We start from the raw sequence: 23210 nt of genomic DNA on the forward strand, positions 1-23210 counted from the left end.
GCTCCGTCCCGGCCGTTGATAGTTCACCGTGTCGGACCTAACCTCTGCAGCCGCACGACCGCTTGTTCCATCTGCTCGCATCCATCGGTCGACCACGAAAGGCCATCGGTATGGGCTTCGCGGACAGAGTGGGGATCGCCGTGGTCAGCGGGGGTACCGGCGGGATCGGTGCCGCCGTCTGCCGTCAGCTGGCGCGGCTCGGGTCGGGCGTCGCCTTCACGTACCACCGCAACAAGGCGGCGGCCGAGGACCTGGCCGAGGAGTTGTCCGCAGGGGGCGCTGCCGTCGCCGTCGCGCAGGTCGATCTCATCGACGCCGACGCGGCCGCCGCGTTCGTTCACGAGGTCGTCGAGCGTTTCGGCGGGCTGCACACCCTCGTCCACGCGGCCGGCCCATGGGTGCCCCAGGTCCACCTGTCGACGGTGGCGCCGGCGGACTTCGCCGGGCATCTCGGCGCCGAGGCCGCCGCGTTCTTCAACCTCGCCCACCCGGCGCTGCCCGCGCTGCGCCGGGCGAAGGGCACCATTACGGCGGTCACCACCGCCGCCACCCGGCGGGTCGCCGTCCGCGACGGCCTGTCCGCCGGGCCCAAGGGCGCCGTCGAGGCGACCGCGAGGAACCTCGCCGCCGAGGAGGGCCGCTTCGGGGTCCGGGTGAACTGTGTCGGGCCCGGCATGCTCACCGACGGCATGGCCGCCGAGCTGACGGCCGCCGGCCATCTTCACCAAGAGGCACTCGACGCCGCCCGGGCCAACATCCCGCTGCGCTCCTTCGGTTCGGCCGAGGACGTCGCCGAGGCCGTGTGCTTCCTGGCCTCGGACCGCGCGAAGTACATCACCGGCCAAAAGCTGGACGTCGACGGCGGCTTCGGTCTCTGAGCCCACGCCCTCCGCCACTCCCTCCGTCCCTGCACTCCGTCCCTCCTTCTTCATTTCCTGACTAAAGTCAGAGAATGACGACGGACACGGACCCGACACACATCGACCGGGTGCGGCGCTTCAACCGCACCGTCACCGAACGCGTAGGCGTGCTGCACGACCACTACCTCGGCCTCGACCGCCCGATCGGCGAGGCACGCCTTTTGTGGGAGATCGGCGAGGACGGCCAGGACGTCCGACAGCTGCGCGAGCGCCTCGGGCTCGACTCCGGCTACGTCAGCAGGCTGCTGCGCGCGCTGGAGTCCGACGGCCTGGTCACGGTGGAGCCGCACCCCGAGGACCGCCGGGTGCGCTCCGTGCGGCTCACCGAGGCGGGCCGTGCGGAGCGCGCGGTGCTCGACGGCCGCAGCGACGAGCTGGCCGGCTCCCTGCTGGCACCGCTCAACGCGGCCCAGCGCGCCCGCCTCGTCACCGCCATGGCGGAGGTCGACCGGCTGCTGACCGCAGGGACGGTCACCCTGGACTCCGTCGACCCCGACCACCCGGACGCCCAGCACTGCCTGCGGTCGTACTTCACGGAACTGGGGTCGCTCTTCGAGACGGGCTTCGATCCCGCCCGCAGCCTGCTGCCGGACGCCGGTGAACTGCGGCCGCCGCACGGCCTGTTCCTCGTCGCCCGTCTGCACGGCGCACCCGTCGGCTGCGCGGGACTGAAGCTGCCCGCCGACGCACCGGCCGAGGTCAAACGCATGTGGATCGCGCCGCACGCCCGGGGCCTCGGCCTGGCCCGCCGCTTCCTCGCCGAACTGGAGGCGCGCGCCGCGCGGCACGGGCGCACCGTGCTGCGCCTGGACACCAACAAGGCGCTCGACGCGGCGATCGGCCTGTACCGCGCCTCCGGCTTCCAGGAGGTGCCCGCCTTCAACGACGAGCCGTACGCGCATCACTGGTTCGAGAAGCGCGTCACCGACCCGGGCTGCCGCTGATCTCGTGGAACGCGCGGCGCAGTGCGGTGAACCCGCGCTCCGTACGGTCCGGGTGGACGCGGTTGGTGAGCAGGATCGCGTACCGGCCGGCCTCCGGGTCGAGCCACAGGCTCGTGCCCGTGAAACCGGTGTGGCCGTAGGAGGCGGGGCCGAACGCGTCGCCCACCGGGGAGCCGACCGGGTCCTGCCCCTGCCAGGCCAGCGCACGGCGCAGATTCAGGGCGTCCGTGCGCGGCGCCGTCATCAGGGCGAGCGTGTCCGGCTTCAGCAGCGGCGGGCCGCCCGCGAGCAGGGCGCGGGCCAGTCGTTCGAGGTCGCCGAGGGTGGCGAACAGGCCCGCGTGGCCCGCGACTTCGCCGAGCACCACCGCGTTCTCGTCGTGCACCTCGCCGACGACGGTACGCCCGCGCCAGGGGCAGGCCTCGGTGGCCACGGCCCGCCGCCGGCCCTCGGGGCCCGGCCGGAAGCCCAGGTCGGTCAGGCCGAGCGGCGCGCTCACGAACTCGGCCACGAGCCGGTCGAGGCCCTGCCCGGTGACCTGTTCGGCGATCAGGCCGAGCAGCATGAACCCCTGTGAGGAGTAGGTGACGTGGGTGCCGGGCGCCGCGTTCCGCGGCAGGGTGGCGAGCGCGGCGAGCAGCGACTCGCGGGTGGGGTGGTCGCGGTAGAGGGGTACGCCGCCGGGCAACCCCGAGGTGTGGTCGAGGAGTTGGGCGAGCGTGCGGTCCGCGTGCGGGCTGTCGCGGTAGCGCTCCAGGTGGCGGCCCACGGTGTCGTCGAGGTCGAGCGTGCCGCGCTCGACCAGGGCCATCACCACCAGGCCCACGATCGGTTTGGTCACCGACGCGAGGTCCCACAGGTCGGTGCCGTCCAGCGGAGCTCCGCCGTGCGCGCGGGTCCCCGTCCAGCCGCGGTCGTCCGGCCCTTGCGCGTCGCCGAACGACCAGGCGGCGCCCGAGAACTGACCGTCCGCGCGGCCCTGTTCGAGCAGGCCGCGACGCGCCCCGGCAAGCCCCCCTATCTCGCTCATCGCCGCTCCCCCGTGATCACTCCGAGCCGTACTCCCGGCTGCGCCGCGAGGCTCGCCGAGACGGCCGCCGCGGCGGAGCGCACCATCGGCCCGTAGAGCTGCGCGGCCGCGTCGTCGAGGGTGAAGGCGAGGCCGGTGAGGGCGAGTGCGCCGACCACGTCACCGCCGGCGCCGCGCACCACGGCGGCCAACGCGCGACGGTCCCGCCAGGCGTCCGCACCGTCGAACGCGTAACCGTCACGGACCGCGGCGGCCAGCACGGCACGGGTCGCCTCCCCGACGCCGGTAGCGGCATCGGTCTCGGTCTCGGTCTCGGTCTCGGTCTCGGTCTCGGTCTCGGTCTCGCCGAGCAGCGCCTCCGCGTCCTCGGGCGGCAACGCGGCGAGCAGAGAGATTCCGGCGGCGCCCGCGGTCACCGCCTCGCGCGCGCCGGGCCGCAGGTCGAGGCCGAGCGCCTGGACCGGGGCGCGGACGTCCAGGTGGATCACGGTACGGGCGTCGCGGACCACGTAGGAAGCGAACAGGCCGGTGCGCACGCGCAGTTCGTCGAGGACCGGCCCCGCCGCGCGCAGTGCCGCGTCGTCGGCGAGGACGCCCGCGGCGAGCCCGAGCAGTCGCGGCCCCGGCCGGTAGCTGCCACCGGTCGCCGGGTCGGCGTATCCGGCCGCGGCGAGGGCGCGCAGCAGGCGGTGCACGGTGGGCTTGGCGAGCCCCGTGCGCCGGGCGAGGTCCGCGAGGCGGTGCGGCGCCCCCGTCTCGGCGAGGGCGGACAGCACTTCCATCGCCTTGTCGACCGGGCCGGGCGCGGGCGCCCCCGACTGCCCCGGTTCGACGGCGTCCTCCGCCGCGACGGACGTCTGTTGCTGCGAACGACTGTTGACCGGTTTCCCCATGTGACCTACCTTACCCGCACTGCATTCCATTCACCGGAACGGGTGTGTTGCTCGATGGAACGAATACGTGGAGGGGGAGGCGGCTCGCGCGTCGGCCGCTCCCGCCGCTCGGTGCTGCGCGCCGGGGCACTCTCGGTGCCCGCCCTGGCCGCCCCCGCGCTGCTCACCGGGTGCGGAGCGCCGCCGGCACAGGCGGCGGGGAACGTCCTGCGGGTCTCGCAGACCGGGGACCCGAAGACGATGGACCCGCACAAACAGGGCGACATGACGTCGATGAACGCCCTGATCAACCTCTTCGACACGCTCACCACCCGGGGCCGCGACAACACCCTGCAGCCGCGCATCGCCCTGACCTGGAAGGCCATCGAGCCGAAGGTGTGGCGGTTCACGCTGCGCCGCGGCGTGACGTTCCACAACGGCGAGGCGTGCGACGCCGAAGCGGTCCGGTTCAGCATCGAGCGGCTGCTGGATCCGGCGACCAAGTCACCGATCGTCGAGCTGCGGTACGTGGAGGGCGTCACCGTCGTCGACCGGTACACGGTGGACATCCGCACCTCGGTGCACGACCCGATCCTGCCCGCGAAGCTGTCACTGTTCGGCGGAGTCGTCGTCCCTCCCAAGTACCTCAAGGAGGTCGGCGACGAGCGGTTCGCCGCGCGTCCCGTCGGCACCGGGCCGTTCGTCTTCGCGCACTGGCAGCGCGACCACGAACTGCGGCTCACCGCCTACGCGCACCACTGGCAGGGCCGCCCGCACGTCGACGAGCTCGTCTTCGTCCCCGCGCCCAACTCGTCGTCCGCGCTGGCCGCCCTGCAGAGCGGCGGGGTGGACATCGTGTCGGGCATGACGCCGGACGCCGCCCAGCAGTTGGACGGCTACCCGGACGTGCGGATCGACCACCACACCGGCATCCGCACCTCCTACTTGTCGCTCGACACCCTCTCCGAGGGCCCGCTGCGCGACCGGCGGGTCCGGCAGGCCCTGAACCACGCCGTGGACGTACCCCTGCTCATCAAGGCGGTGCTCGGCGGCAAGGCCACGGAGGTGCCGGCGATGATCCCGCGCGGCGCGTTCGGCTTCGACGCGACCCTCAAGCCGTACGAGCGTTCCGTTGCCAAGGCCCGCGCGCTGCTCGCCGACGCCGGGCACCCCGACGGCATCAGCACCACGCTCACCGCCTCCAACGTCGACGCGAACGTCGCCGAGGCGATCTCGGGACTCCTCGCCCGCGCCGGGGTGCACGCGAAGGTGAACCTCCTGGACCCGGGCACGTACGCGCAGCGCCTCACCTCCGACAACCACGGCGCGCTTGGCCCGATGTACCTGGCCGCGTCGACCGTGTGGACGCTCGACGGCGAGAGCATGCTCCAGTCCAACGTGCGCAGCGACCGCCGCCAGAGCCGCTGGCACGACCGGCGCGCCGACCGGCTCGTGGACCGCGAGGAACTCTCCGTCGAGCCCGCCGTGCGGCGCCGCGCCTTCGCCGATCTCCAGCAACTCATCAAGAACGAGGCGCCGTTCGTGTCGCTGTACCAGATCGACAACATCTACGTGCACAACACCCGGCCGACGTGGTCGCCCGGCGCGGCCGGGGTCCTCGACATGGCCAGCGCGAAGGTGGCCGTGTGATGAGCGAGACCCTGACCGCGCCCCTCGGGATACGCCTCGGCACCGCGCTCCGCCCCGCCCTCGCCCGGCTCGGCACCGCGCTCCTCGTGCTGCTGTGCACCGCCACCGTCGTGTTCTTCCTGGTACGTCTGTCGGGCGACCCGGTGAAGGTGATGCTGCCGCCCGACGCGACCGCCCAGCAGGAGAGCGTGCTGCGCCACAACCTGGGGCTGGACCGACCACTGCTGACGCAGTACTTCGATTACCTGTGGGGCCTGCCGCGCCTCGACTTCGGCGACTCCCTCTTCTACAACCAGCCGGTCCGCGAGGTCCTCGCCGACCGCATCCCGGCCACCCTGCTGCTCGCCGCGGGCGCCCTCGTCGTGACGCTGGTGGTCGCACTGCCCGCCGGCGTCATCGCGGCGCTGCGCCGCGGGAAGGCAGCCGACCGCGGGGTCATCACGGCCGTGCTGGTCGGCCAGTCCACGCCCCCGTTCTGGATCGGTATCCTGCTGATTCTGGTGTTCGCCGTCGGCCTGCACGCGCTGCCCGCCTCCGGGTACGGCACGTTCGCGCATCTCGTGCTTCCGTCGATCACGCTCTCCGTGTACTCGGTCGCCGTCGTGGCACGGCTGCTGCGCTCCTCACTGATCGACGTCCTCGGCTCCGACCACATCCGAACCGCCCGCGCCCGCGGCCTCGGTCCGGTGCGCACCGTGCTGCGGCACGGACTGCGCAACGCCTCGCTGCCCGTGGTGACCGTCGTCGGCCTGGAGGTCGGCAGCCTGCTCGGCGGCGCGATCCTCACCGAGCAGGTCTTCTCCTGGCCGGGCGTCGGGCAGCTGACCGTGCAGGCCATCGCCAACCGCGACTTCCCGCTGGTCCAGGGCACCGTGCTGCTGTTCGCCGCCACGTTCGTCGTGGTGAACCTGCTCGTCGACCTGTCCTACGGCCTCCTCGACCCGAGGGTGAGGAACCCCCGATGACCACCATCACCGCCCCTGCTCCTGTCGCCACCGCCGCGGCGCGGACTTCCATGTGGCGCTCCCTGCTGCGCAACCGGCTCGCCGCCGTCGCGCTCGCCTTCCTCGTCCTGATCGTGGTCTGCGCGGTGTTCGCCCCGCTGATCGCGCCCGCCGACCCGAACGCGCAGAACCTCCTCGCCCGGCTGCGGCCGCCCGCCTGGCAGTCCGGCGGCGGCGGCGCTCATCTCCTGGGCACCGACCAGCTCGGCCGCGACCTGCTCTCGCGGGTCGTGTACGGCACCCGGGTCTCGCTGCTCGTCGGCGCGGGCGCCGCCCTGCTCGCCGGGGTCATCGGCACCGTCGCGGGCCTCGCCTCCGGCTACCTCGGCGGCTGGACGGACCGCGTCGTGATGCGCGTGGCCGACGTCCAACTCGCCTTCCCCGCCATCCTGTTGGCTCTCGCCGTCGTCGGGTTCGTCGGCTCCGGGCTCGGCTACGTGATCCTCGTGCTCGGCATCACCGGATGGGTGTCGTACGCGCGTGTGGTCCGCTCCGAGGTGCTGTCGCTGCGCACCCGCGACTTCATCACCGAGGCCCGCGCGATCGGGGTCGGCGACCTGACCATCATGCGACGACACCTGCTGCCCAACGTCATGGCGCCGCTCGCCACGATCGGCACCCTGCACATCGCGGCGGCCGTCGTCGCCGAGGCCTCGCTCAGCTACCTGGGCCTGGGTGTGCCGAAGGAGACGGTGACCTGGGGCGGCATGCTCGCCGACGGGCAGCTGTACCTCGGTACGTCCTGGTGGATCGCCGTGTTCCCGGGCGTCGCGCTGATGCTCACCTCCCTGGCCATCAACATCCTGGGCGACGCGCTGCGCGACGTCGCGGACCCGAAGGCGTACCGCCGATGACCGACCACTCCCCCACCCCGCCGCTCCTCGAATTCCGTGACCTGCGCGTCGACTTCACCCTCGCCTCCGGCACCGTGCACGCGGTGCGCGGTGTGAACTTCTCGGTCGCCGCCGGTGAGACCCTCGCCGTCGTCGGCGAGTCCGGCAGCGGCAAGTCCGCGACCGCGCTGTCCGCGCTGCGCCTGAACCCCGAACCGCCGTGCGTGTACGCGGGCGGGCAGGTGCTCCTCGACGGCAGGGACGTACTCGCCCTGCGCGAACGGGAGTTGCGCACGGTGCGCGGCGCCGAGATCTCCATGGTGTTCCAGGATCCGATGACGAGCCTCGACCCGTTGCAGCGGGTCGGCGACCAGGTCGCCGAGGTCCTGCGGCTGCACGGCGGGCACTCGCGCGCCGAGGCCCGCCGCCGGGCACTGACCGCGCTCGACGAGGTCGGCATCCCCGACCCCGAGCGGCGCTACCGGCAGTACCCGCACGAGCTGTCCGGCGGCCTGCGCCAGCGCGTGATGATCGCCTCCGCTCTCGTCGCCCGGCCGCGCGTGCTCATCGCGGACGAGCCGACGACGGCGCTCGACGTGACGGTGCAGCGGCAGATCCTGGAACTGCTCGTGCGCCTCCAGGAACGGCACGGCATGGCCGTCCTGCTGATCACCCACGACCTGGGGGTCGTCGCCGAGACCGCCGACCGCGTCGTCGTCATGCGCCACGGCGAGGTCGTCGAGAGCGGCGACGTGGAGCAGGTCTTCACCCGTCCCGCCGCCGCGTACACGCGCGGCCTGCTGGACGCCACCCCTCGACTGGAGCCCGTCGCATGAGCACGAACGATCTGCTGGAGATCAGCGGCCTGCGCAAGGAGTTCCCCGGGCGGCCGCCGAGCGTCGCCGTCGACGACGTGTCGCTGACCGTGCGCGAGGGCGAGACGTTCGCGCTGGTCGGGGAGTCCGGCTGCGGCAAGACGACCCTGACCCGGCTGCTGCTCCGGCTGCTCGAGCCGACCGCGGGCAGCGTCCGCTTCGACGGTGCAGAGCTGCTGTCGGTGAAGGGGGCCGAGCTGCGGCCGCTGCGCCGGCAGATGCAGGTCGTGCTGCAGGACCCGTACTCCAGCATGAACCCGCGGCTGCGGATCGCCGAGATCGTCGGGGAGCCGCTCGTCACGCACGAGGAGTGGGCACGCGGGCGACGCGGGCGGGCCCGGGTGCGCGAGCGGGTCGGTGAACTCCTGGACGCCGTCGGCCTGGACGCGACCATCCTCGACCGGTACCCGCACGAGTTCTCCGGCGGGCAGCGGCAGCGCATCTCGATCGCGCGGGCGCTCGCCCTGGAACCGCGCCTGGTCGTCCTCGACGAGCCGACGAGCGCCCTGGACGTGTCGGTGCAGGCCCGCGTCCTCGATCTGCTCGCCGATCTTCAGCAGCGCCTGGGTCTGACGTACTTCTTCATCTCGCACAACCTGGCCGTGGTGCGGCAGATCGCCGACCGGGTCGCCGTGATGCGGCAGGGGCGGATCGTGGAGTGCGGCTCCGCTCAGCAGGTGTTCGAGAAGCCTCAACACGCCTACACGCGCAGGCTGTTGGACGCCGTTCCGGTACCCGATCCGGCGCGGGCGCGACGGACGCACCAGGCGGCGGGATGATCCCGCGCACCCTACGGTCCGGAGAGGACCAGGCCCGCCGCGCCGAGCAGCGCACCGGTGTCCGACGGCTCGCCGAGCACCACGGTGGGAGCCTCGCCCCCGCCGAGCGCGTCCTCCCGCAGCCGCGACTCGACCAGTGCGCGGAACGGCTCGCCGCCGTCCAGCGCCTCGCCGTGCAGTACGAACAGGCCGCAGGCGAAGAGCTGCTGGACGGTGGCGAGGCCGAGCACCAGGTTCTGCGCGTACTCCTCGACGAGACCGAGGGCGGCCGCCTCGTCCGAGGTCACGAGGTCGCCCAACGCCCCCGATTCCAGGCCCAGTTCGACTGCCCGGCCGCGCAGCCAGCGGGTCGTCGCGACCGTCTTCCAGCAGCCGCGCCGCCCGCAGGTGCACAGCTCCCCGCTGGCGGTGACGGTCATGTGGGCGCCGCTGCGTCCACCAGCGGGGGCGAGCACCTGGCCGTCGTAGAGGATGCCCACGCCGAGCACCTCCCCGGTGGCGACGGAGGCGAAGGAGCGCCGACCGCGCCCGGCGCCGAACCAGCGGTCGCCGAGGACCTGCACGCGGGCCCGGTGCTCGACCCGCACGGGCGCGCCCGTCAGTTCCGTCAGCCGGTCGGCGACCGGGTAGCCGCGCAGCGCGGGCGCGTCGTTGACCTCGATGACGCGGCCCGCCGCCGGGTCCACGACACCGGCCGCGGCGACCCCGACACCGGCCGGCACCTGACCGGCGAACACCTGGGAAGCCGCCCGCAGCGCCGCGTCGACGACGGCCGGGTCGGCGCTCGACGCGTCGAAGGCGGCCTGGGCCCGTTCCCGTACGACTCCGGTGCGGGTGAGCAGCGCGGCCCGCACCGCGCCGGGCAGCACCTCGACGGCGCCCAGCACACCGACGTCCCGACGGACCGGCTCGTCCGGCCCTGGCTCGGGAACCAATCGCAAAGGAATACGTTCATGCGCCATGCGCCGACTCTGTCATGCCCCCGGACCGGGGAGACAGCGGCATGACCTTCCGGAATCTGACCGAGACCACCTGGCGCGAGACGCGCGCGGCGGCGGCCGGGGCGATCGCCGTCCTGCCGATCGGCTCGCAGGAACAGCACGCCGGGCACCTGCCCATGGGCACGGACACCATGTTGGTGGACGCGGTGCTCTCCCGCGCCCTGGACCTGCTCGCGGAGCAGGCCGCCGCCGGTGCCGACGTGCCGGATCTGGTGCGGCTGCCGACGCTGCCGTACGGGCACAGTCCGCACCACACGTTCGCCGCGGCGCTCACCCTGTCCGCGCCGGTGCTCGGCGCGGTCCTCGACGAGTTGCTCGACTCGCTGGCCGCCTGCGGACATCGCCGGGTGCTCGTCGTCAACGGGCACGGCGGCAACGACGAGATCATGCGTCTCGCGGTGAAGCGGTTCGCGCTGCGCGCCGATGTCACGGCGGCCGCGTGCTCGTACTGGACGCTCGCCGATGCCTCCGACTCCGAAGACCACTCCGAGCTGGTGCCCGGCCACGCCGGCTGGTTCGAGACGTCCCTGATGCTGGCGGCCAGGCCCGAGCAGGTCCGTCCCGAGCGGGACGCGCGCGAGCCGGTGGATCCGCCGCCCCTGTTCGACAAGCCGCCGCACCCGGGACTGACCGTGGAACGCCACGGCGAGTGGGAGCGCGTGGGCGGCGCCACCGACGACGCGGCCGGCGCGGACGCCACGCACGGTGCCCGGCTGCTCGACGCCCGCGTGCGCGGCCTGGCCCGCGCGGTGCTCGCCTTCGACGCGGCGACCCGGCCCGACCCGACCCGCTGACCCCTGATCTCCCCCTCCGAGAGGAACCCGCAACTCCCATGAAGATCACCGCCGTTGACGTGCACGTCGTCAACCTGCCGCTGGTCAACCCGTTCACCAGCTCCTTCGAGACGAAGACCGGGGAGACCCGCACCGTGGTGCGGATCAGGACCGACTCCGGGATCGAGGGCTGGGGCGAGACGATGTGGGGCCGGCCGGTCGCCGCGATCGTCCGCGATCTGGCCGAGGACCTGATCGGCACCAGCCCGTTCGCGTTGGAGGCGTTCCACCGGCGCCACCACATGGTGCCGTTCTTCTACGGCTACCTCGGCTACGCGGCGCTGGCCGCGCTGGACGTCGCCTGCTGGGACGTCATGGGCAAGGCCACCGGCCAGTCCGTGACCGACCTGCTCGGCGGACCGGTCCGCGACGAGGTGCCGCTGACCGCGCTCATCACCCGCGCCGACGCGCCCGACGCCCGCCCCGCCGACCTGCCGTCCGCGCTCGCCGAGCACACCGGGCGGGTCGTCGCGGAGGGCGGGTTCACCGCCGTGAAGCTGAAGGGCACCACCGATGTGCAGGGCGACGTCGCGATCCTGCGGGCGGTGCGCGCGGCGCTGCCCGAGGTGAATCTGCGGGTCGACCCGAACGCCGCCTGGTCGGTGCCCGACTCGGTGCGTGCCGGGATCGCCCTGGAGGAGCTCGACCTGGAGTACCTGGAGGACCCGTGCGTCGGCATCGAGGGGATGAGCCAGGTCCGGCAGAAGGTGCGGATCCCGCTGTGCACGAACATGTGCGTGGTCCGCTTCGAGGACTTCGCGCCCGCCGTGCGCCTCGGTGCGGTCGACGTCATCCACGGTGACGTCTACAAGTGGGGCGGCATCGCGCCGACGAAGGCGCTGGCCGCGCACTGCGAGACGTTCGGGCTCGGCATGAACCTGCACAGCGGCGGCGAACTCGGCATCGCCACCGCCGCCCACCTCGCCGTCGTCGCGAGCACGCCCGTGCTGAACCGGGCCATCGACTCCATGTACTACCTGCACGCCGACGACATCATCGAGCCGCTGACGCTGCGCGACGGACGGCTGCGGGTGCCGGACGGTCCCGGCCTCGGTGTCACCGTCGACGAGGACAAGCTGCGGCACTACGCCGAAGTCAACGAGCGCGAAGGGGACTTGACCCGATGAGCACCGAGCCCACGGCCAAGCGTGCCGTGCACAGTGACGGCGCCCCGCCGCAGGCCGGCGCCTACAGCAAGGCTCTTGCCGCCGGACCGTATCTGTTCACCTCGGGGCTCGGCCCGCAGGACCCGGCGACCGGCGCGGTCGCCGACACCGTCGAGGAGCAGACGCGTCAGGTCCTCGCGAACCTGCGCGCCCTGTTGCGTGCCGACGGCCTCGACCTGGACGACGTGGTGAAGTCGACCGTCCATCTCCAGCACCTGAAGCGGGACTTCGCCGCGTACGACGCGGTGTACCGCGAGCATTTCGGCGAGCCTCGTCCGGTGCGCACCACCGTCGGCTCCGACCTGATGGACATCCTCGTCGAGATCGACGTGGTGGCGCTGCGCCGCACCTCCTGAGCGCACGCGGTACGCGGGAGGGGCCGGTGGCACGCTCCGGTCCCTCCCGCACCGGGTGGGCACCTGGGTCCGCCCCCATGACCACCGGCGGTCGCCGCCCGGATACGCTGCCCGCTCGCCGGGACCCAGACGGCGGGGCAGGCACGGGACGACCGGAGGAGCGAGCATGCGCACGGCAGCGGGATCCGGACTCGGAGGAGTGGCGGGGGCCGCCGCGCTGGCCGCGCTGCTCACCGTGGCCGGATGCGGCAACCCGGACACGCGGCCGTCCGGCCCCGAAAGCTCCTCTTCTTCCCAAGTGCCCTCACTCACCTGGGAGTTCGAGCACATAGCGGACTTCAGCGGCGACCTCACGGATGTCGCCTTGCTCGCCGAGAACGACATCTGGGCGGTCGGCACGGAGAACGACGGTGACCCCGCCGCGCGCCTGCTGCACTACGACGGAGCCCGCTGGACCCCGGAGCCCCTGCCCGGCTCCCTCGGCACCGTCGAATTTCCGCCCGCCCTCGACGAGATCGGCGACGGGAAGATCTGGCTGCGGACGACGCCGTCCCTGCAGGGGTCCACCACGACCCGCTGGGCCCAGTGGGACGGGACCCGCTGGGCCGCCGTGCCGAACCCGCCGCCCGGCGCTGTCACCGGCCTGGAGGCGGACGGGCCGGACGACGTCTGGGCCCTCACCGGCGAGCGGACCGCCCAGCACTGGAACGGCAGCCGATGGACGACGACCTCGCTGCCGTACAAGACCGCGGACCTGGCCGTGGTGGGACCGGACGACGCCTGGGCGGTGGGCCGGCGCTCGACCGGCCCCGGCACCGAGCTGACGGGCGGCACCCCGTACGACCAGCCGGCCACGATGCACTGGGACGGCACGTCGTGGAAAGCGGTCGACACCCCGGTGACCCGCTTCGACGACCCGATCCCACCAGAGCCCGGCGCCGCCCTGACCAAGGTCTTCGCGCTCGACAGCGGTGAGGTGCGCGCCTACGGCGTCAACGGCTTCAACCACGGCGAGGGCGAGGAGGAGCCGGACGAGGAGTACATCCGGCTGCGCCGGGACGGCTCGGCATGGGTCGCGCAGGAACCGGCGCCCGGCGGCTGCGCCCTGCGCCTTCCGGTGGCCCAGGACGACGCGGGCCTGTTCCTCGACGGCAACTGGTACCTGACCGACGACGGCCGCTGTGTGAAGATCCAGCGGCACCGGCTGCCGCTGTCGACCGGCGCCCGCAAGCCGTCGAACCAGTCGCTGTGGCTGTCCGAGGTCCACCGAATACCCGGCACCGACTCCTGGCTGGGCGCCGGGCACGTACAGGTCAACCAGTCCGGCGACGCCTTCGACGCCCCGGTCGTCGTCCGTCTGAAGCGGGCCGGCTGACCGCGGAGGCGCTCCCGCGGGCGCGTCACCCCCCGGTGCTCTCCCGCACGATCACCTCGTGCCCGACGACGTGATCCCGCAGCGGCCCGCCGTCCGGATCGTCGACGCGGCCGACGAGCAGCGCCACGGCGGCGCGCGCGATCTCCTTCTTGTCCGGGGACACCGTCGTCAGCGTGGGCACGCTGAACCGGGACGCCTCGATGTCGTCGAAGCCCACCACGTCCACGTCCTTCGGCACGCCCACCCCCTTCTCGTGCAGGGCCCGCAGCGCGCCCAGGGCGAGGTGGTCGTTGAGGCAGAGCAGCGCGTCCGGCTGCGGATCGCGTTCGAGGAGCGCGACCGCGGCACGGGCGCCGTCCCGCCAGTGGTACGCGTCCACCGGGACCACCAGGTCGCTGTCGAAGGGGACATGGGCCGCCTTCAGCGCTTCCCGGTACCCGTCCGTGCGCAGCCGGTCGGTGCCCTGGCGGCCGCGCGCCCTGCCGCCGACGACGGCGATCCGGCGCCGCCCCCGCTCCAGCAGGTGCGCGGTGGCCTCGCGCGCGGCCCGTACGTTGTCGATGGCGACGTGGTCGGTGCTGCCCTCGGCGGGCCGCTCGCCCAGCAGGACCACGGGCAGCCGGCGGTCGCGGGTGGCGAGGTCGCGGGGTTGCAGCGCGAGGGGGCTGAGGATGACGCCGTCGGAGAACTGGGCGTCGAAACCGTGCAGCGCGGCCAGTTCCCGCTCGCGGGAGCCGCCGGTCTGGTGGAGGAGCACGGTCAGGCCCCGCTGGTCGGCCTCGGTCATCACGTGCTTGGCCAGCTCGGAGAAGTAGGCGACGTCGAGCTCGGGGACGGCGAGGGTGATCATGCCGGTGCGGCCCTGGCGCAACTGGCGGCCCGCGATGTTGACCCGGTAGCCGAGGGCGTCGATCGCCTCCCGGACGACCTCGCGGGTCCGGTCGGAGACATGCTCGAAGTTGTTGATCACGTTGGAGACCGTCTTGGGCGAGACGCCCGCGTACTCCGCAACGTCCTTGATCCTGGGTCTGGCCGCCACGCTGTTCATTCCTTCCGTCTGCCGTCCGCGATCCTATCGAGCATCACGAATCGGCTTCGGGCCGGATCCCGCACCGCCCCGGATATTTACAACGATGTAATCGCCATGGTGCCATGACCCCGCGCCGCCCGGCGCCGTACCCACCCGGCAAGGAGCACCATGCCCGTCCCCCGTCCCGAGTACCCGCGCCCCCAGTTCGTCCGCGAGGCCTGGCTGAACCTCAACGGACGGTGGGAGTTCGAGATCGACCGCTCCGACACGGGCCTGGAACGCGGGCTGCAGGAGCGGGAGTTGGGCGGTCACATCACCGTGCCGTTCTGCCCGGAGTCGGAGCTGTCCGGGGTCGGCGACACCGACTTCCTGGAGGCCGTCTGGTACCGGCGCACGGTGACGGTGCCCGCCGACTGGACCAACTCCCGGGTGCTGCTGCACTTCGGGGCCGTCGACCACGACACCACGGTGTGGGCGAACGGCGTGGAGGTGACCCGGCACCGCGGCGGCTTCACCCCGTTCACCGCCGACCTCGGCGACATCGCCGCACCCGGCGCGGAGTTGACACTCGTCGTACGCGCCCGCGACACCCGGCACGGCCCGCAGGCGCGCGGCAAGCAGGCGACCTGGTTCGCGAACTCGCACTGCCACTACACCCGCACCACCGGCATCTGGCAGACGGTGTGGCTGGAGCCGGTGCCGCGCACGGTCGCCCTCAAGCGTCCCCGGATCACCCCGGACCTGGCCTCGGGCACCTTCTACCTGGAGCTGCCCCTGACCGGCAACGCCCCCGGCCACCGGCTCCGCGCCACCCTCGCCGACGAGCACGGCACGGTCGTCACCGCCGAGGCCCGCGCCGACCTCGACCTCGGTCCGCGCCTGGCGCTCACCGTGCCCGCGGACCGGCAGCGCGTGTGGGCGCCGGACGACCCGCACCTGTACGACCTCACCTTCGAAGTCGTCGACGCCGAAGGCGAGTCGGTGGACCGGGTCACCTCATATGCGGGCCTGCGCTCGGTCTCGGTCGACGGCAAGCGGCTGCTCCTGAACGGCGAGCCGGTCTTCCAGCGCCTCGTCCTCGACCAGGGCTACTACCCGGACGGCCTGATGACCGCACCGACCGACGCCGCCCTGGTGCGCGACATCGAACTCGGCATCGCGGCGGGCTTCAACGGCGCCCGACTGCACCAGAAGGTCTTCGAGGAGCGGTTCCTGTACCACGCGGACCGGCTCGGCTACCTGGTGTGGGGCGAGTTCGGCGACTGGGGCTGCGAGGTCGGCGTCCGTGACGACAACCAGCGGCCCGACGCGTCGTACGTCGCCCAGTGGCTGGAGGCCGTGGAGCGGGACTACTCGCACCCGTCGATCATCGGCTGGTGCCCGCTGAACGAGACGTACCAGAACCTGCACGACCGCATCACGCGGCTCGACGACGTCACGCAGGCGATGTTCCTGGCCACGAAGCAGGCCGACAGCACCCGCCCGGTGATCGACGCGTCCGGGTACGCGCACCGCGTCCCGGAGACCGACGTGTACGACGCGCACTGCTACGAGCAGGATCCTGCGGCCTTCGCGAAGACGATGCGGGGCCTCGCGGAGAACGAGCCGTACGTCAACACCGGCCCCGAGGGCCAGGTCTGGTCCGTCCCGTACCGCGGGCAGCCCTACTTCTGCAGCGAGTTCGGCGGCATCTGGTGGGACCCCGAGGCCGCGGCCGAGGTGGCCGGCGACGCACGCGACGACTCGTGGGGGTACGGCGAACGGCCGCGCACCGCAGTGGAGTTCATCGAGCGGTTCACGGGCCTGACGGGCGTGCTCCTGGGCGACCCCGAGATGTTCGGCTACTGCTACACCCAGCTCACGGACGTCTTCCAGGAGCGCAACGGCGTCTACCGCTTCGACCGCGGCGAGAAGGCCGACACCGCCCGGCTGCGGGACGCCCAGCTCCGTCCGGCCGCCTTCGAGAACGTGCGCTAGCTCAGTCTGTCCGCGATTTACATCGATGTATGACCGTGGACGGCGGTGTCGGGACGACCCCGCCGTCCACCGGGAAGGAGCCACATGACCGGTCCATCCGTCCCTGTCGGTCGCCCCGCGCTCACCAGGCGGCGCGCGCTGACGGCCGCGTTCGCCGCCGGGGCCTCGGTCCTCGGTGCCGGGGCGCTCAGCGGCTGCGGCAGCGCGCTGGCCGCCGACGACGCGACCGTACGCCTGTGGGACCTGTTCCAGGGAGCCGACGGCGGTCTGCTCAACGACATGGTGCGCAAGGCCGGGCCCCACATGCCGGGCGTGCACGTCGAGCGCACGGTCCTGGAGTGGGGCACCCCGTACTACACGAAGCTCGCCATGGCCTCGGCCGGAGGTCGCGGCCCGGACGTCGCCGTGGCGCACATGTCACGGCTCGCGGGATACGCCCCGACGGGCCTCGTGGATCCGTGGGACATGGACCTGCTGGCCGAATTCGGCGTCCACGAACAGGACTTCGCCAAAGCGGTGTGGGGGCGCACCCGGTACGAGGGGGCGACGTACGCGATCCCGCTCGACACGCACCCCTTCATCGTGTTCTTCCACCCGGAGCCGACGAAGAAGGCGGGTCTGCTGAAGGCGGACGGCACGCTGGACACGGACGCGTTCTCGTCGCCCGAGCAATTCCTCGCCGCAGGGCGGGAGTTGGCCAAGGCGTCCGGCAAGCAGGGCATCTCCTTCGGGTACGTCAACGACACCGCGCAGGGCTGGCGGCTGTTCTACGGGCTGTACCGGCAGACGGGCGGCACGTTCGAGCTGCCGCCGGGCGGGCCCGCGAAGGTGGACCTGGACCGGATGGCCGAGGTCATCTCCTTCATGGCCGAGCTGGTCGACGGCAAGGCCAATCCGAAGCGCCTCGACTACAACGCGAGCGTGGCCGCGTTCACCAACCGGCAGACGGCGATGGCCCTGTCCGGCGAGTGGGAGCTCGGCACGTTCCGCACGGCGGACAAGAAGGTCGACGCGGCCCCGTTCCCGACCGTCTTCGGCACTCCGGCGATCTACGCGGACTCGCACTCGTTCGTCCTCCCCCACCGCGAGAACCCGGACGCCGGGCACCGCCGCCGCACGCATCAGGCGGTCGCGGCGCTCCTCAAGGCGGGGCAGACCTGGGCCACCGCCGGGCACATCCCCGCGTACACGCCGGTGACCCGCACCAAGGAGTACGCCGAGTTGCTGCCGCAGGCGCACTACAAGTCGGCCGCGTCCACCGTGGTCCTCGACCCGCCCGCCTGGTTCGTCGGCGCGGGCTCCGACTTCCAGAACGCCATGTCGCAGGTGCTCCAGCAGGCCCTGCTCGACGGTCTGTCCCCCGACCGTGCGGCGCGCGCGATGGTGCGGCGCGTCAACACCTTCCTCTCCAAGCCCAGCCCGGCCTGACTCCCTGGAGGCACGACGATGTCCTCTCCCCACCCCTCGCCCCGGCCGGGACCGCTGTCCGTACGCCGGCTGCTGTCCCCGGGCCTGCTCTTCGCCCTGCCCTTCCTCGCCCTGTTCGCCGTGTTCCTGCTGTGGCCGCTGGGCCAGGGCCTGTGGATGGCGCTCACGGACAAGGCCCTGTCCGCGCACGCCCCGTCCTTCGTCGGCCTCGACAACTTCTCGGAGGCGTTCGGGGACGCCGAGATGTGGCGGGCCCTCGGCCACACCCTCGTGTTCACCCTGATCTCGACCGTGCCGCTGGTCGTGGTGGCGCTCGGCATGGCGCTCCTCGTGCACACCGGTCTGCCCGGCCAGTGGGTGTGGCGCCTGGCGTTCTTCGCCCCGTACCTGCTGCCGGTCGGCGTCGTCGGTCTGCTGTGGCTGTGGCTGTACCAGCCGGATCTCGGCGTCTACAACCATGTGCTCGGCGCGCTCGGCCTGGATCAAGTGGCGTGGCTCAGCGACGAGTCGGTGGCCATGTGGGCCATCGCGCTGACGACGCTGTGGTGGACGGTCGGCTTCAACTTCCTGCTCTACCTGGCCGCCCTCCAGTCCATCCCCGACCACCTGTACGAGGCCGCGGCCATCGACGGGGCCGGGGCCTGGCGCCGCCTGTTCTCCATCACGCTGCCGCAGCTCGGCCGCATCACGACCGTCATCACCCTGCTGCAGATCCTGGCGTCCCTGAAGGTCTTCGACCAGGTGTACCTGCTGACGAGGGGCGGCCCGAACAGCTCGACGCGGCCGGTCGTCGAGTACATCTACGACGTCGGCTTCACCGGCTACCGGCTCGGCTACGCGTCGGCGATCAGCTACATCTTCTTCGCCCTCGTCGTCCTCGCCTCCGCCGCTCAGTTCGCCGTACTCCGCCGCCGGGAGAAGTGACATGACGACCACCACCGACACGCCCGTACGCCCCGCGAAGCGTCAGCCCATCGTGCCCGTACGCCCGCCGAAGCGGGGTGGCGGCCCCGCGCGGTCGACCACGAACCTGACGCTCGGCGCCGGCCTCACCACCCGCGTGCTCGCCCTCGCCGTGCTCGTGATCGCGGCGCTGATATGGCTGCTGCCCATGGCGTGGGGCGTGCTCACGGCCTTCAAGTCGGAGCAGGACGCGAGCGATCCGCTGCACTGGCTGTGGCCGAAGCACGGCTTCACGCTCCAGGCGTTCAGCACGGTGTGGGAGCGCGGCGACCTGCCGCTGTGGATGCTCAACAGCTTCCTGATCTCGGCCGCCGTCACCGTGATCACCGTGCTGGTCTCGGCGATGGCCGGGTACGCCTTCTCGCGCACCCTGTTCGCCGGCCGCAAGTGGCTGTTCACGCTGACGATCGCGGCGGTCCTCGTGCCGCCGCAGATCCTGATCGTGCCCTGGTTCGAGCAGATGCTGACCCTGCATCTCCTCGACACGTACGCGGCGGTGATCCTCCCGCAGACCGTGGCACCGGTGATGGTGTTCATCCTGAAGAAGCACTTCGACTCGCTGCCCGTCGAGTTGGAGGAAGCGGCCCGGATCGACGGCGCGGGGCACTGGCGGATCTTCTGGTCGGTGCTGCTGCCGCTGTCGCGGCCGATGCTCGCCGCCGTCGCGATCTTCGTGTTCATCGGGGCGTGGAACAACTTCCTGTGGCCGTTCGTGTCCACGTCCGACCCGTCCCTGATGACGCTGCCCGTCGGCATCACCACGGTGAAGGACGCGTACGGCATCCAGTACGCGCAGTCGATGGCGTCGGCCGTGCTCGCCGCGCTGCCGCTGGTCGCCGTGTTCGTCTTCTTCCAGCGGCACATCGTCAAGTCGGTGGCGACGACGGGTCTGGGCGGCCAGTGACCCCGGGCGACTCCGGTCGCCCGGGCTCAACTCTCCACACCGCGTGCCCCGTTGACACCGCCCCCACCCCTTCCCTACGGTCCTGAACGCCTGGGACTTACATCGATGTAAGGAGCCGCTCGTGCGCGCACGGTCCCGTACCGCCCTCGTCTCCGCACTGCTCGCCCTGCTCGCCGGTCTGGCCTGCGCACCGCAGGCGGCCGCGGAGAGGCCGGCGAGAGCCGACGCCGCCGCGAGCGGCACCTTCCGCAATCCGCTCAACACCGGTCCCGACCCGTTCCTGACCTATGCGAACGGCGCCTATCACCTGACCACCACCCAGGGCGACAGCATCAAGATGTGGAGCTCGCCGTCCCTGGCCACGCTGCTCGACGCCGACCCGAAGACGGTGTGGGCGGACACCGACACCTCCCGCGACCAGCACATCTGGGCGCCGGAGTTCTACCGCTTCGGCGACCACTGGTACCTGTACTACACGGCCGACGACGGCACGGACGACCATCACCGGCTCTACGTCCTGGAGTCGTCGGGCGACGATCCGACCGGCCCGTACCACTACAAGGCGAAGCTCACCCCGCCCAACCACGCCGATGACTTCGCCATCGACCCGGGCATCCTGCAGCACGACGGCAAGCTGTATCTCGCGTACAGCGGCATCAACCCGTACCAGCACAACGGCCTGAACATCGCGCCGATGTCGAACCCGTACACCGTCTCGGGCGACGCGGTCGCGATCGACGCCGCCGGAGGCTGCCCCGAGGTGCGGGAGGGCCCCGAGTTCCTGAACCGCAACGGCCGTACGTGGATGACGTACTCGACCTGTGACACCGGGAAGCCCGACTACCAGGTCTGGATGAAGTCGCTGCCCAACGGCGCCGATCCGCTCGTGCCCGGCAACTGGACGCAAGCCGCCGGGCCGGTATTCTCCCGCGCCGACGACCGCGGCGTGTTCGGCCCCGGGCACCACGCCTTCTTCAAGTCCCCTGACGGGACCGAGGACTGGCTGATCTACCACGCCAAGACGACGTCGACGAACACGTACACCAACCGCACGACGCGCGCGCAGAAGATCTCCTGGAACGCGGACGGCAGCCCGAACCTCGGCACGCCGCTCGCGATGGGCGCGACCCAGGACCTGCCGTCCGGTGACCCCGGCTCGGGCAACTACTGGATCAACGACGACGGCCGGTCCAGCGGCAGCGGCGGCGTGACGTACACCGGCACCTGGAACTCGGGCACCGGCTGCGCCGCGCAGTGCTTCTGGAGCGACGACCACTGGAGCGACCAGGCGGGCAACACCGCCACGTTCACCTTCACCGGCACCCGCATCGCCCTGCTGTCGGTCAAGGACACCGGGAACGGGATCGCGGCGATCAGCGTCGACGGCGGCCCCGAGCAGCGCGTCGACTTCCACAACGCGATCCGCACCGGCGAGACGCTCCAGTACCTGAGCCCACGGCTGGCGAGCGGCCCGCACACGCTGCGCGTCCGGGTCACCGGTGAGCACAATTCCTCGGCCGGCGCCTCGTTCGTGAGCGTGGACCGGGCCGAGGTCTACACGGACTGACGCCCTGTCGCGTCGGGGCCGGTCACTCCTCGTCGATGTCGGCCCCGATCTCGATCTCCAGCAGGCAGAACCCTCCTCCGTGGCAGGAGTCGCAGACCGTCCCGTCGCGGCTCCCGCTGCCGCTGCACGCGCCGCACAGTCCGTCGTGCCATGTCGTCCCGTCCAGGGCGTAGTGCGGGCGCGGATAGTGCGTGTCGGCGAGCACGCACTCCACCCGCGTCTCCGGGTGCCGTCGCACGCACAGGTCCTGCCCGAACCGCCGCTGCCGACCGTCCTGTCCGATGTCTTCCTCCTTCGTCGCGCCTTCGTGATCCCTCGACCTTTCCAGGGATAGCACCCGGCACTGACAACGCAGGCCGACCGGGCTCACCGCACCTCGTAACCGAGGTCGTGGGTGGTGAGCGACGTCGGCATCAGGCGCAGCCACACCGTTCCGCGCTCCGCCGGATCGTCGTACAGATAGCGCACGAACCGCTCGTCCCAGCGGGTCTCGTCGGCGCCCAGGTAGCGGGTGAGCTTCCGGCGACCCCTCGGTACGTCGAAGGGCACCAACTCGGCCCGGCCGCGGGCTTGGACCTGGCGGACACGTCCGGTAGCGAGGTCGCACTCGTCCACGACCAGTGCGACCTTCGGATCCTTGCGCACCCGGTCGAAGAGCCGGGTCCACGGCCCGGTGAGCACCCAGAACGCCCCGTCCTCCCACAGGTACCGGACGGGGCGCACGGTCGGGCCCTCGGTGGCGAGGCGGGCGGTGAACGGCCGGCGGAGGAAGGCGTCCGGGTCGAAGCGGTGCGTGGTGGTCACGGCTCCCATCGTCCAGAGCGGCGACCGGGCTGCCCACCGTCGGAAGACCTAGGTCCGCGTGGCCGTGACCGCCACGGCGAGGTACGGCATCGGGAACGCGCCGCCCATCTCGTCGATCACGGCGCCGGTGCGCGCGAGGAGGTCTGCCTGCTGCTCCGGGGTGTACAGGGCCGCCTCGCCGCTGGTGGAGAGGTGTTCCAGCCAGGCGTCGCGCGTGTAGTGCTGCTCCCAGCGGACCTCCCACCGATCAAGGTCGTCGAAGGAGCCGGTGGCGCGCAGGCCGTCGGCCACCTTGTCGAAGATGGCCCCGTACGCGTCGATGGCGGAGTTCTTCCAAGGCATGCGCGGGGCGTCGGGGAGTGCCGCGCGGTGGGCTGCGGCGAAGGCGTCCGCGAGGGCGGGGCCGGGCCGGTAGACGTTCCAGAACAGGGCCACGCGCCCGCCGGGGCGCAGTACTTCGGCGGCCTTCGCGGCGCCCGCGGCCGGGTCGATCCAGTGCCAGGTCTGTCCGGCGACGACCAGGTCGAAGGTGCGACCCGCCGGGTCCCAGGTCTCGAACGCGCCCACCTCGACCGGGAGTCCGCGCTCGCGCGCGAAGCCGGCCATGCGCGCGTCGACGTCGACGCCGAGCACGGTGCAGCCCGCCGCGCGGAACTGACTCGCCGCGATCCCGGTGCCGCAGCCGACGTCGAGGACGTCGGGTCCCGGCGCCGCCGCGGCGATCCGCCGCACCAGCGCGCCGGGGTAGCGGGGGCGGCTGCGGTCGTAGCGGTCGGGATCGGAGCCGAAGGACTCCGCCATGCCGCGGGCCTTGTGCGGTTCGTCCGGGACGGAGGAAGGGGTCGGGCCGGAGTGAGTGGGCATTCGCCCACTCTAGGTGGGCACATGCCCACTCGTCT

Annotated in this window: 23 protein-coding genes; 16 read left to right on the plus strand and 7 right to left on the minus strand. The window is 72.2% G+C overall.

The genetic code is table 11. The features are described 5' to 3' along the window. Window positions 1-110: 110 nt before the first annotated feature. Window positions 111-878, plus strand: a complete 768-nt coding sequence (locus B072_RS0130645) for an SDR family NAD(P)-dependent oxidoreductase (protein WP_018533781.1) — start codon at window positions 111-113, stop codon at window positions 876-878. 74 nt (window positions 879-952) lie between these two features. Beyond that, complete coding sequence (locus tag B072_RS0130650) at window positions 953-1864, plus strand: helix-turn-helix domain-containing GNAT family N-acetyltransferase (protein WP_018533782.1); 912 nt, start codon at window positions 953-955, stop codon at window positions 1862-1864. On the opposite strand, the gene B072_RS0130655 is transcribed toward B072_RS0130650, so the two are convergent. After that, window positions 1842-2894, minus strand: a complete 1053-nt coding sequence (locus tag B072_RS0130655; RefSeq protein ID WP_018533783.1) for a serine hydrolase domain-containing protein — start codon at window positions 2892-2894, stop codon at window positions 1842-1844. The genes B072_RS0130650 and B072_RS0130655 overlap by 23 nt on opposite strands. Then, the gene (locus tag B072_RS0130660) at window positions 2891-3787 is read right to left on the minus strand and encodes an IclR family transcriptional regulator (RefSeq protein ID WP_018533784.1); all 897 of its coding nucleotides are present in this window, start codon (window positions 3785-3787) and stop codon (window positions 2891-2893) included. The genes B072_RS0130655 and B072_RS0130660 overlap by 4 nt, the downstream gene beginning before the upstream one ends. Window positions 3788-3841: 54 nt before the next feature. Between B072_RS0130660 and B072_RS0130665 the strand changes: the two genes are divergently transcribed. The 5 genes from B072_RS0130665 to B072_RS0130685 are packed head-to-tail and all read left to right on the plus strand — an operon-like array spanning window position 3842 to window position 8907. Beyond that, a complete protein-coding gene (locus B072_RS0130665) occupies window positions 3842-5416 on the plus strand; it encodes an ABC transporter substrate-binding protein (protein WP_051127321.1) in 1575 nt (524 codons plus the stop codon). Continuing rightward, window positions 5416-6381: an ABC transporter permease gene (locus tag B072_RS0130670; RefSeq protein ID WP_018533786.1), complete on the plus strand. Its 966-nt coding sequence runs from the start codon at window positions 5416-5418 to the stop codon at window positions 6379-6381. The genes B072_RS0130665 and B072_RS0130670 overlap by 1 nt, the downstream gene beginning before the upstream one ends. Next, complete coding sequence (locus B072_RS0130675) at window positions 6378-7274, plus strand: ABC transporter permease (RefSeq protein ID WP_018533787.1); 897 nt, start codon at window positions 6378-6380, stop codon at window positions 7272-7274. The genes B072_RS0130670 and B072_RS0130675 overlap by 4 nt, the downstream gene beginning before the upstream one ends. Beyond that, window positions 7271-8089, plus strand: a complete 819-nt coding sequence (locus tag B072_RS44445; RefSeq protein WP_018533788.1) for an ATP-binding cassette domain-containing protein — start codon at window positions 7271-7273, stop codon at window positions 8087-8089. Before B072_RS0130675 ends, B072_RS44445 begins: the two co-directional genes overlap by 4 nt. Continuing rightward, window positions 8086-8907 (plus strand): ATP-binding cassette domain-containing protein, encoded by an 822-nt coding sequence (locus B072_RS0130685; protein WP_018533789.1) that lies wholly within the window; start codon window positions 8086-8088, stop codon window positions 8905-8907. Before B072_RS44445 ends, B072_RS0130685 begins: the two co-directional genes overlap by 4 nt. An 11-nt stretch (window positions 8908-8918) precedes the next feature. Here B072_RS0130685 and B072_RS0130690 read toward each other — a convergent pair whose 3' ends face one another. Next, window positions 8919-9869: an ROK family protein gene (locus B072_RS0130690; RefSeq protein WP_199791112.1), complete on the minus strand. Its 951-nt coding sequence runs from the start codon at window positions 9867-9869 to the stop codon at window positions 8919-8921. A 41-nt stretch (window positions 9870-9910) separates the two neighbouring features. Here B072_RS0130690 and B072_RS0130695 point away from each other — a divergent pair, with 41 nt between their 5' ends. The 4 genes from B072_RS0130695 (at window position 9911) to B072_RS44450 (ending at window position 13638) form a co-directional block, all read left to right on the plus strand. Next, complete coding sequence (locus B072_RS0130695) at window positions 9911-10702, plus strand: creatininase family protein (RefSeq protein WP_026246477.1); 792 nt, start codon at window positions 9911-9913, stop codon at window positions 10700-10702. Window positions 10703-10740: 38 nt separating this feature from the next. Continuing rightward, window positions 10741-11868, plus strand: coding sequence for a mandelate racemase/muconate lactonizing enzyme family protein (locus B072_RS0130700; protein WP_018533792.1), 1128 nt, complete (start codon window positions 10741-10743; stop codon window positions 11866-11868). Beyond that, complete coding sequence (locus B072_RS0130705) at window positions 11865-12263, plus strand: RidA family protein (RefSeq protein ID WP_018533793.1); 399 nt, start codon at window positions 11865-11867, stop codon at window positions 12261-12263. The genes B072_RS0130700 and B072_RS0130705 overlap by 4 nt, the downstream gene beginning before the upstream one ends. Before the next feature lie 166 nt (window positions 12264-12429). Then, window positions 12430-13638: a hypothetical protein gene (locus B072_RS44450; RefSeq protein WP_158689266.1), complete on the plus strand. Its 1209-nt coding sequence runs from the start codon at window positions 12430-12432 to the stop codon at window positions 13636-13638. 25 nt (window positions 13639-13663) lie between these two features. Here the strand turns inward: B072_RS44450 and B072_RS0130715 are convergent, their stop codons facing one another. Then, entirely contained in the window at window positions 13664-14686 is a 1023-nt protein-coding gene (locus tag B072_RS0130715) for a LacI family DNA-binding transcriptional regulator (protein ID WP_018533795.1), read from the minus strand. Between the two features lie 150 nt (window positions 14687-14836). On the opposite strand from B072_RS0130715, the gene B072_RS0130720 reads away from it, so the two are divergent. From B072_RS0130720 to B072_RS0130740, 5 genes are all read left to right on the plus strand, one after another. Beyond that, on the plus strand, window positions 14837-16645 hold the full coding sequence (locus B072_RS0130720; RefSeq protein WP_018533796.1) for a glycoside hydrolase family 2 protein: 1809 nt from the start codon (window positions 14837-14839) through the stop codon (window positions 16643-16645). 84 nt (window positions 16646-16729) lie between these two features. Beyond that, on the plus strand, window positions 16730-18073 hold the full coding sequence (locus tag B072_RS0130725; protein ID WP_018533797.1) for an extracellular solute-binding protein: 1344 nt from the start codon (window positions 16730-16732) through the stop codon (window positions 18071-18073). Window positions 18074-18091: 18 nt separating this feature from the next. Then, window positions 18092-18997, plus strand: a complete 906-nt coding sequence (locus tag B072_RS0130730) for a carbohydrate ABC transporter permease (protein WP_018533798.1) — start codon at window positions 18092-18094, stop codon at window positions 18995-18997. A 1-nt stretch (window position 18998) separates the two neighbouring features. Then, window positions 18999-19940, plus strand: a complete 942-nt coding sequence (locus B072_RS0130735; RefSeq protein ID WP_018533799.1) for a carbohydrate ABC transporter permease — start codon at window positions 18999-19001, stop codon at window positions 19938-19940. Window positions 19941-20061: 121 nt separating this feature from the next. After that, a complete protein-coding gene (locus B072_RS0130740; protein WP_018533800.1) occupies window positions 20062-21507 on the plus strand; it encodes a family 43 glycosylhydrolase in 1446 nt (481 codons plus the stop codon). A gap of 22 nt (window positions 21508-21529) precedes the next feature. Here the strand turns inward: B072_RS0130740 and B072_RS0130745 are convergent, their stop codons facing one another. The 3 genes from B072_RS0130745 to B072_RS0130755 form a co-directional block, all read right to left on the minus strand. Next, on the minus strand, window positions 21530-21745 hold the full coding sequence (locus B072_RS0130745; RefSeq protein ID WP_158689267.1) for a hypothetical protein: 216 nt from the start codon (window positions 21743-21745) through the stop codon (window positions 21530-21532). Window positions 21746-21873: 128 nt separating this feature from the next. Then, a complete protein-coding gene (locus tag B072_RS0130750; RefSeq protein ID WP_018533802.1) occupies window positions 21874-22320 on the minus strand; it encodes a pyridoxamine 5'-phosphate oxidase family protein in 447 nt (148 codons plus the stop codon). Between the two features lie 39 nt (window positions 22321-22359). Further along, window positions 22360-23175 carry a class I SAM-dependent methyltransferase gene (locus tag B072_RS0130755; RefSeq protein ID WP_018533803.1) on the minus strand — a complete coding sequence of 272 codons (816 nt, stop codon included), beginning with the start codon at window positions 23173-23175 and terminating at the stop codon, window positions 22360-22362. Between the last annotated feature and the right edge of the window lie 35 nt (window positions 23176-23210).

Source organism: Streptomyces sp. HmicA12, assembly GCF_000373565.1.
Taxonomy (GTDB): Bacteria; Actinomycetota; Actinomycetes; order Streptomycetales; family Streptomycetaceae; genus Streptomyces.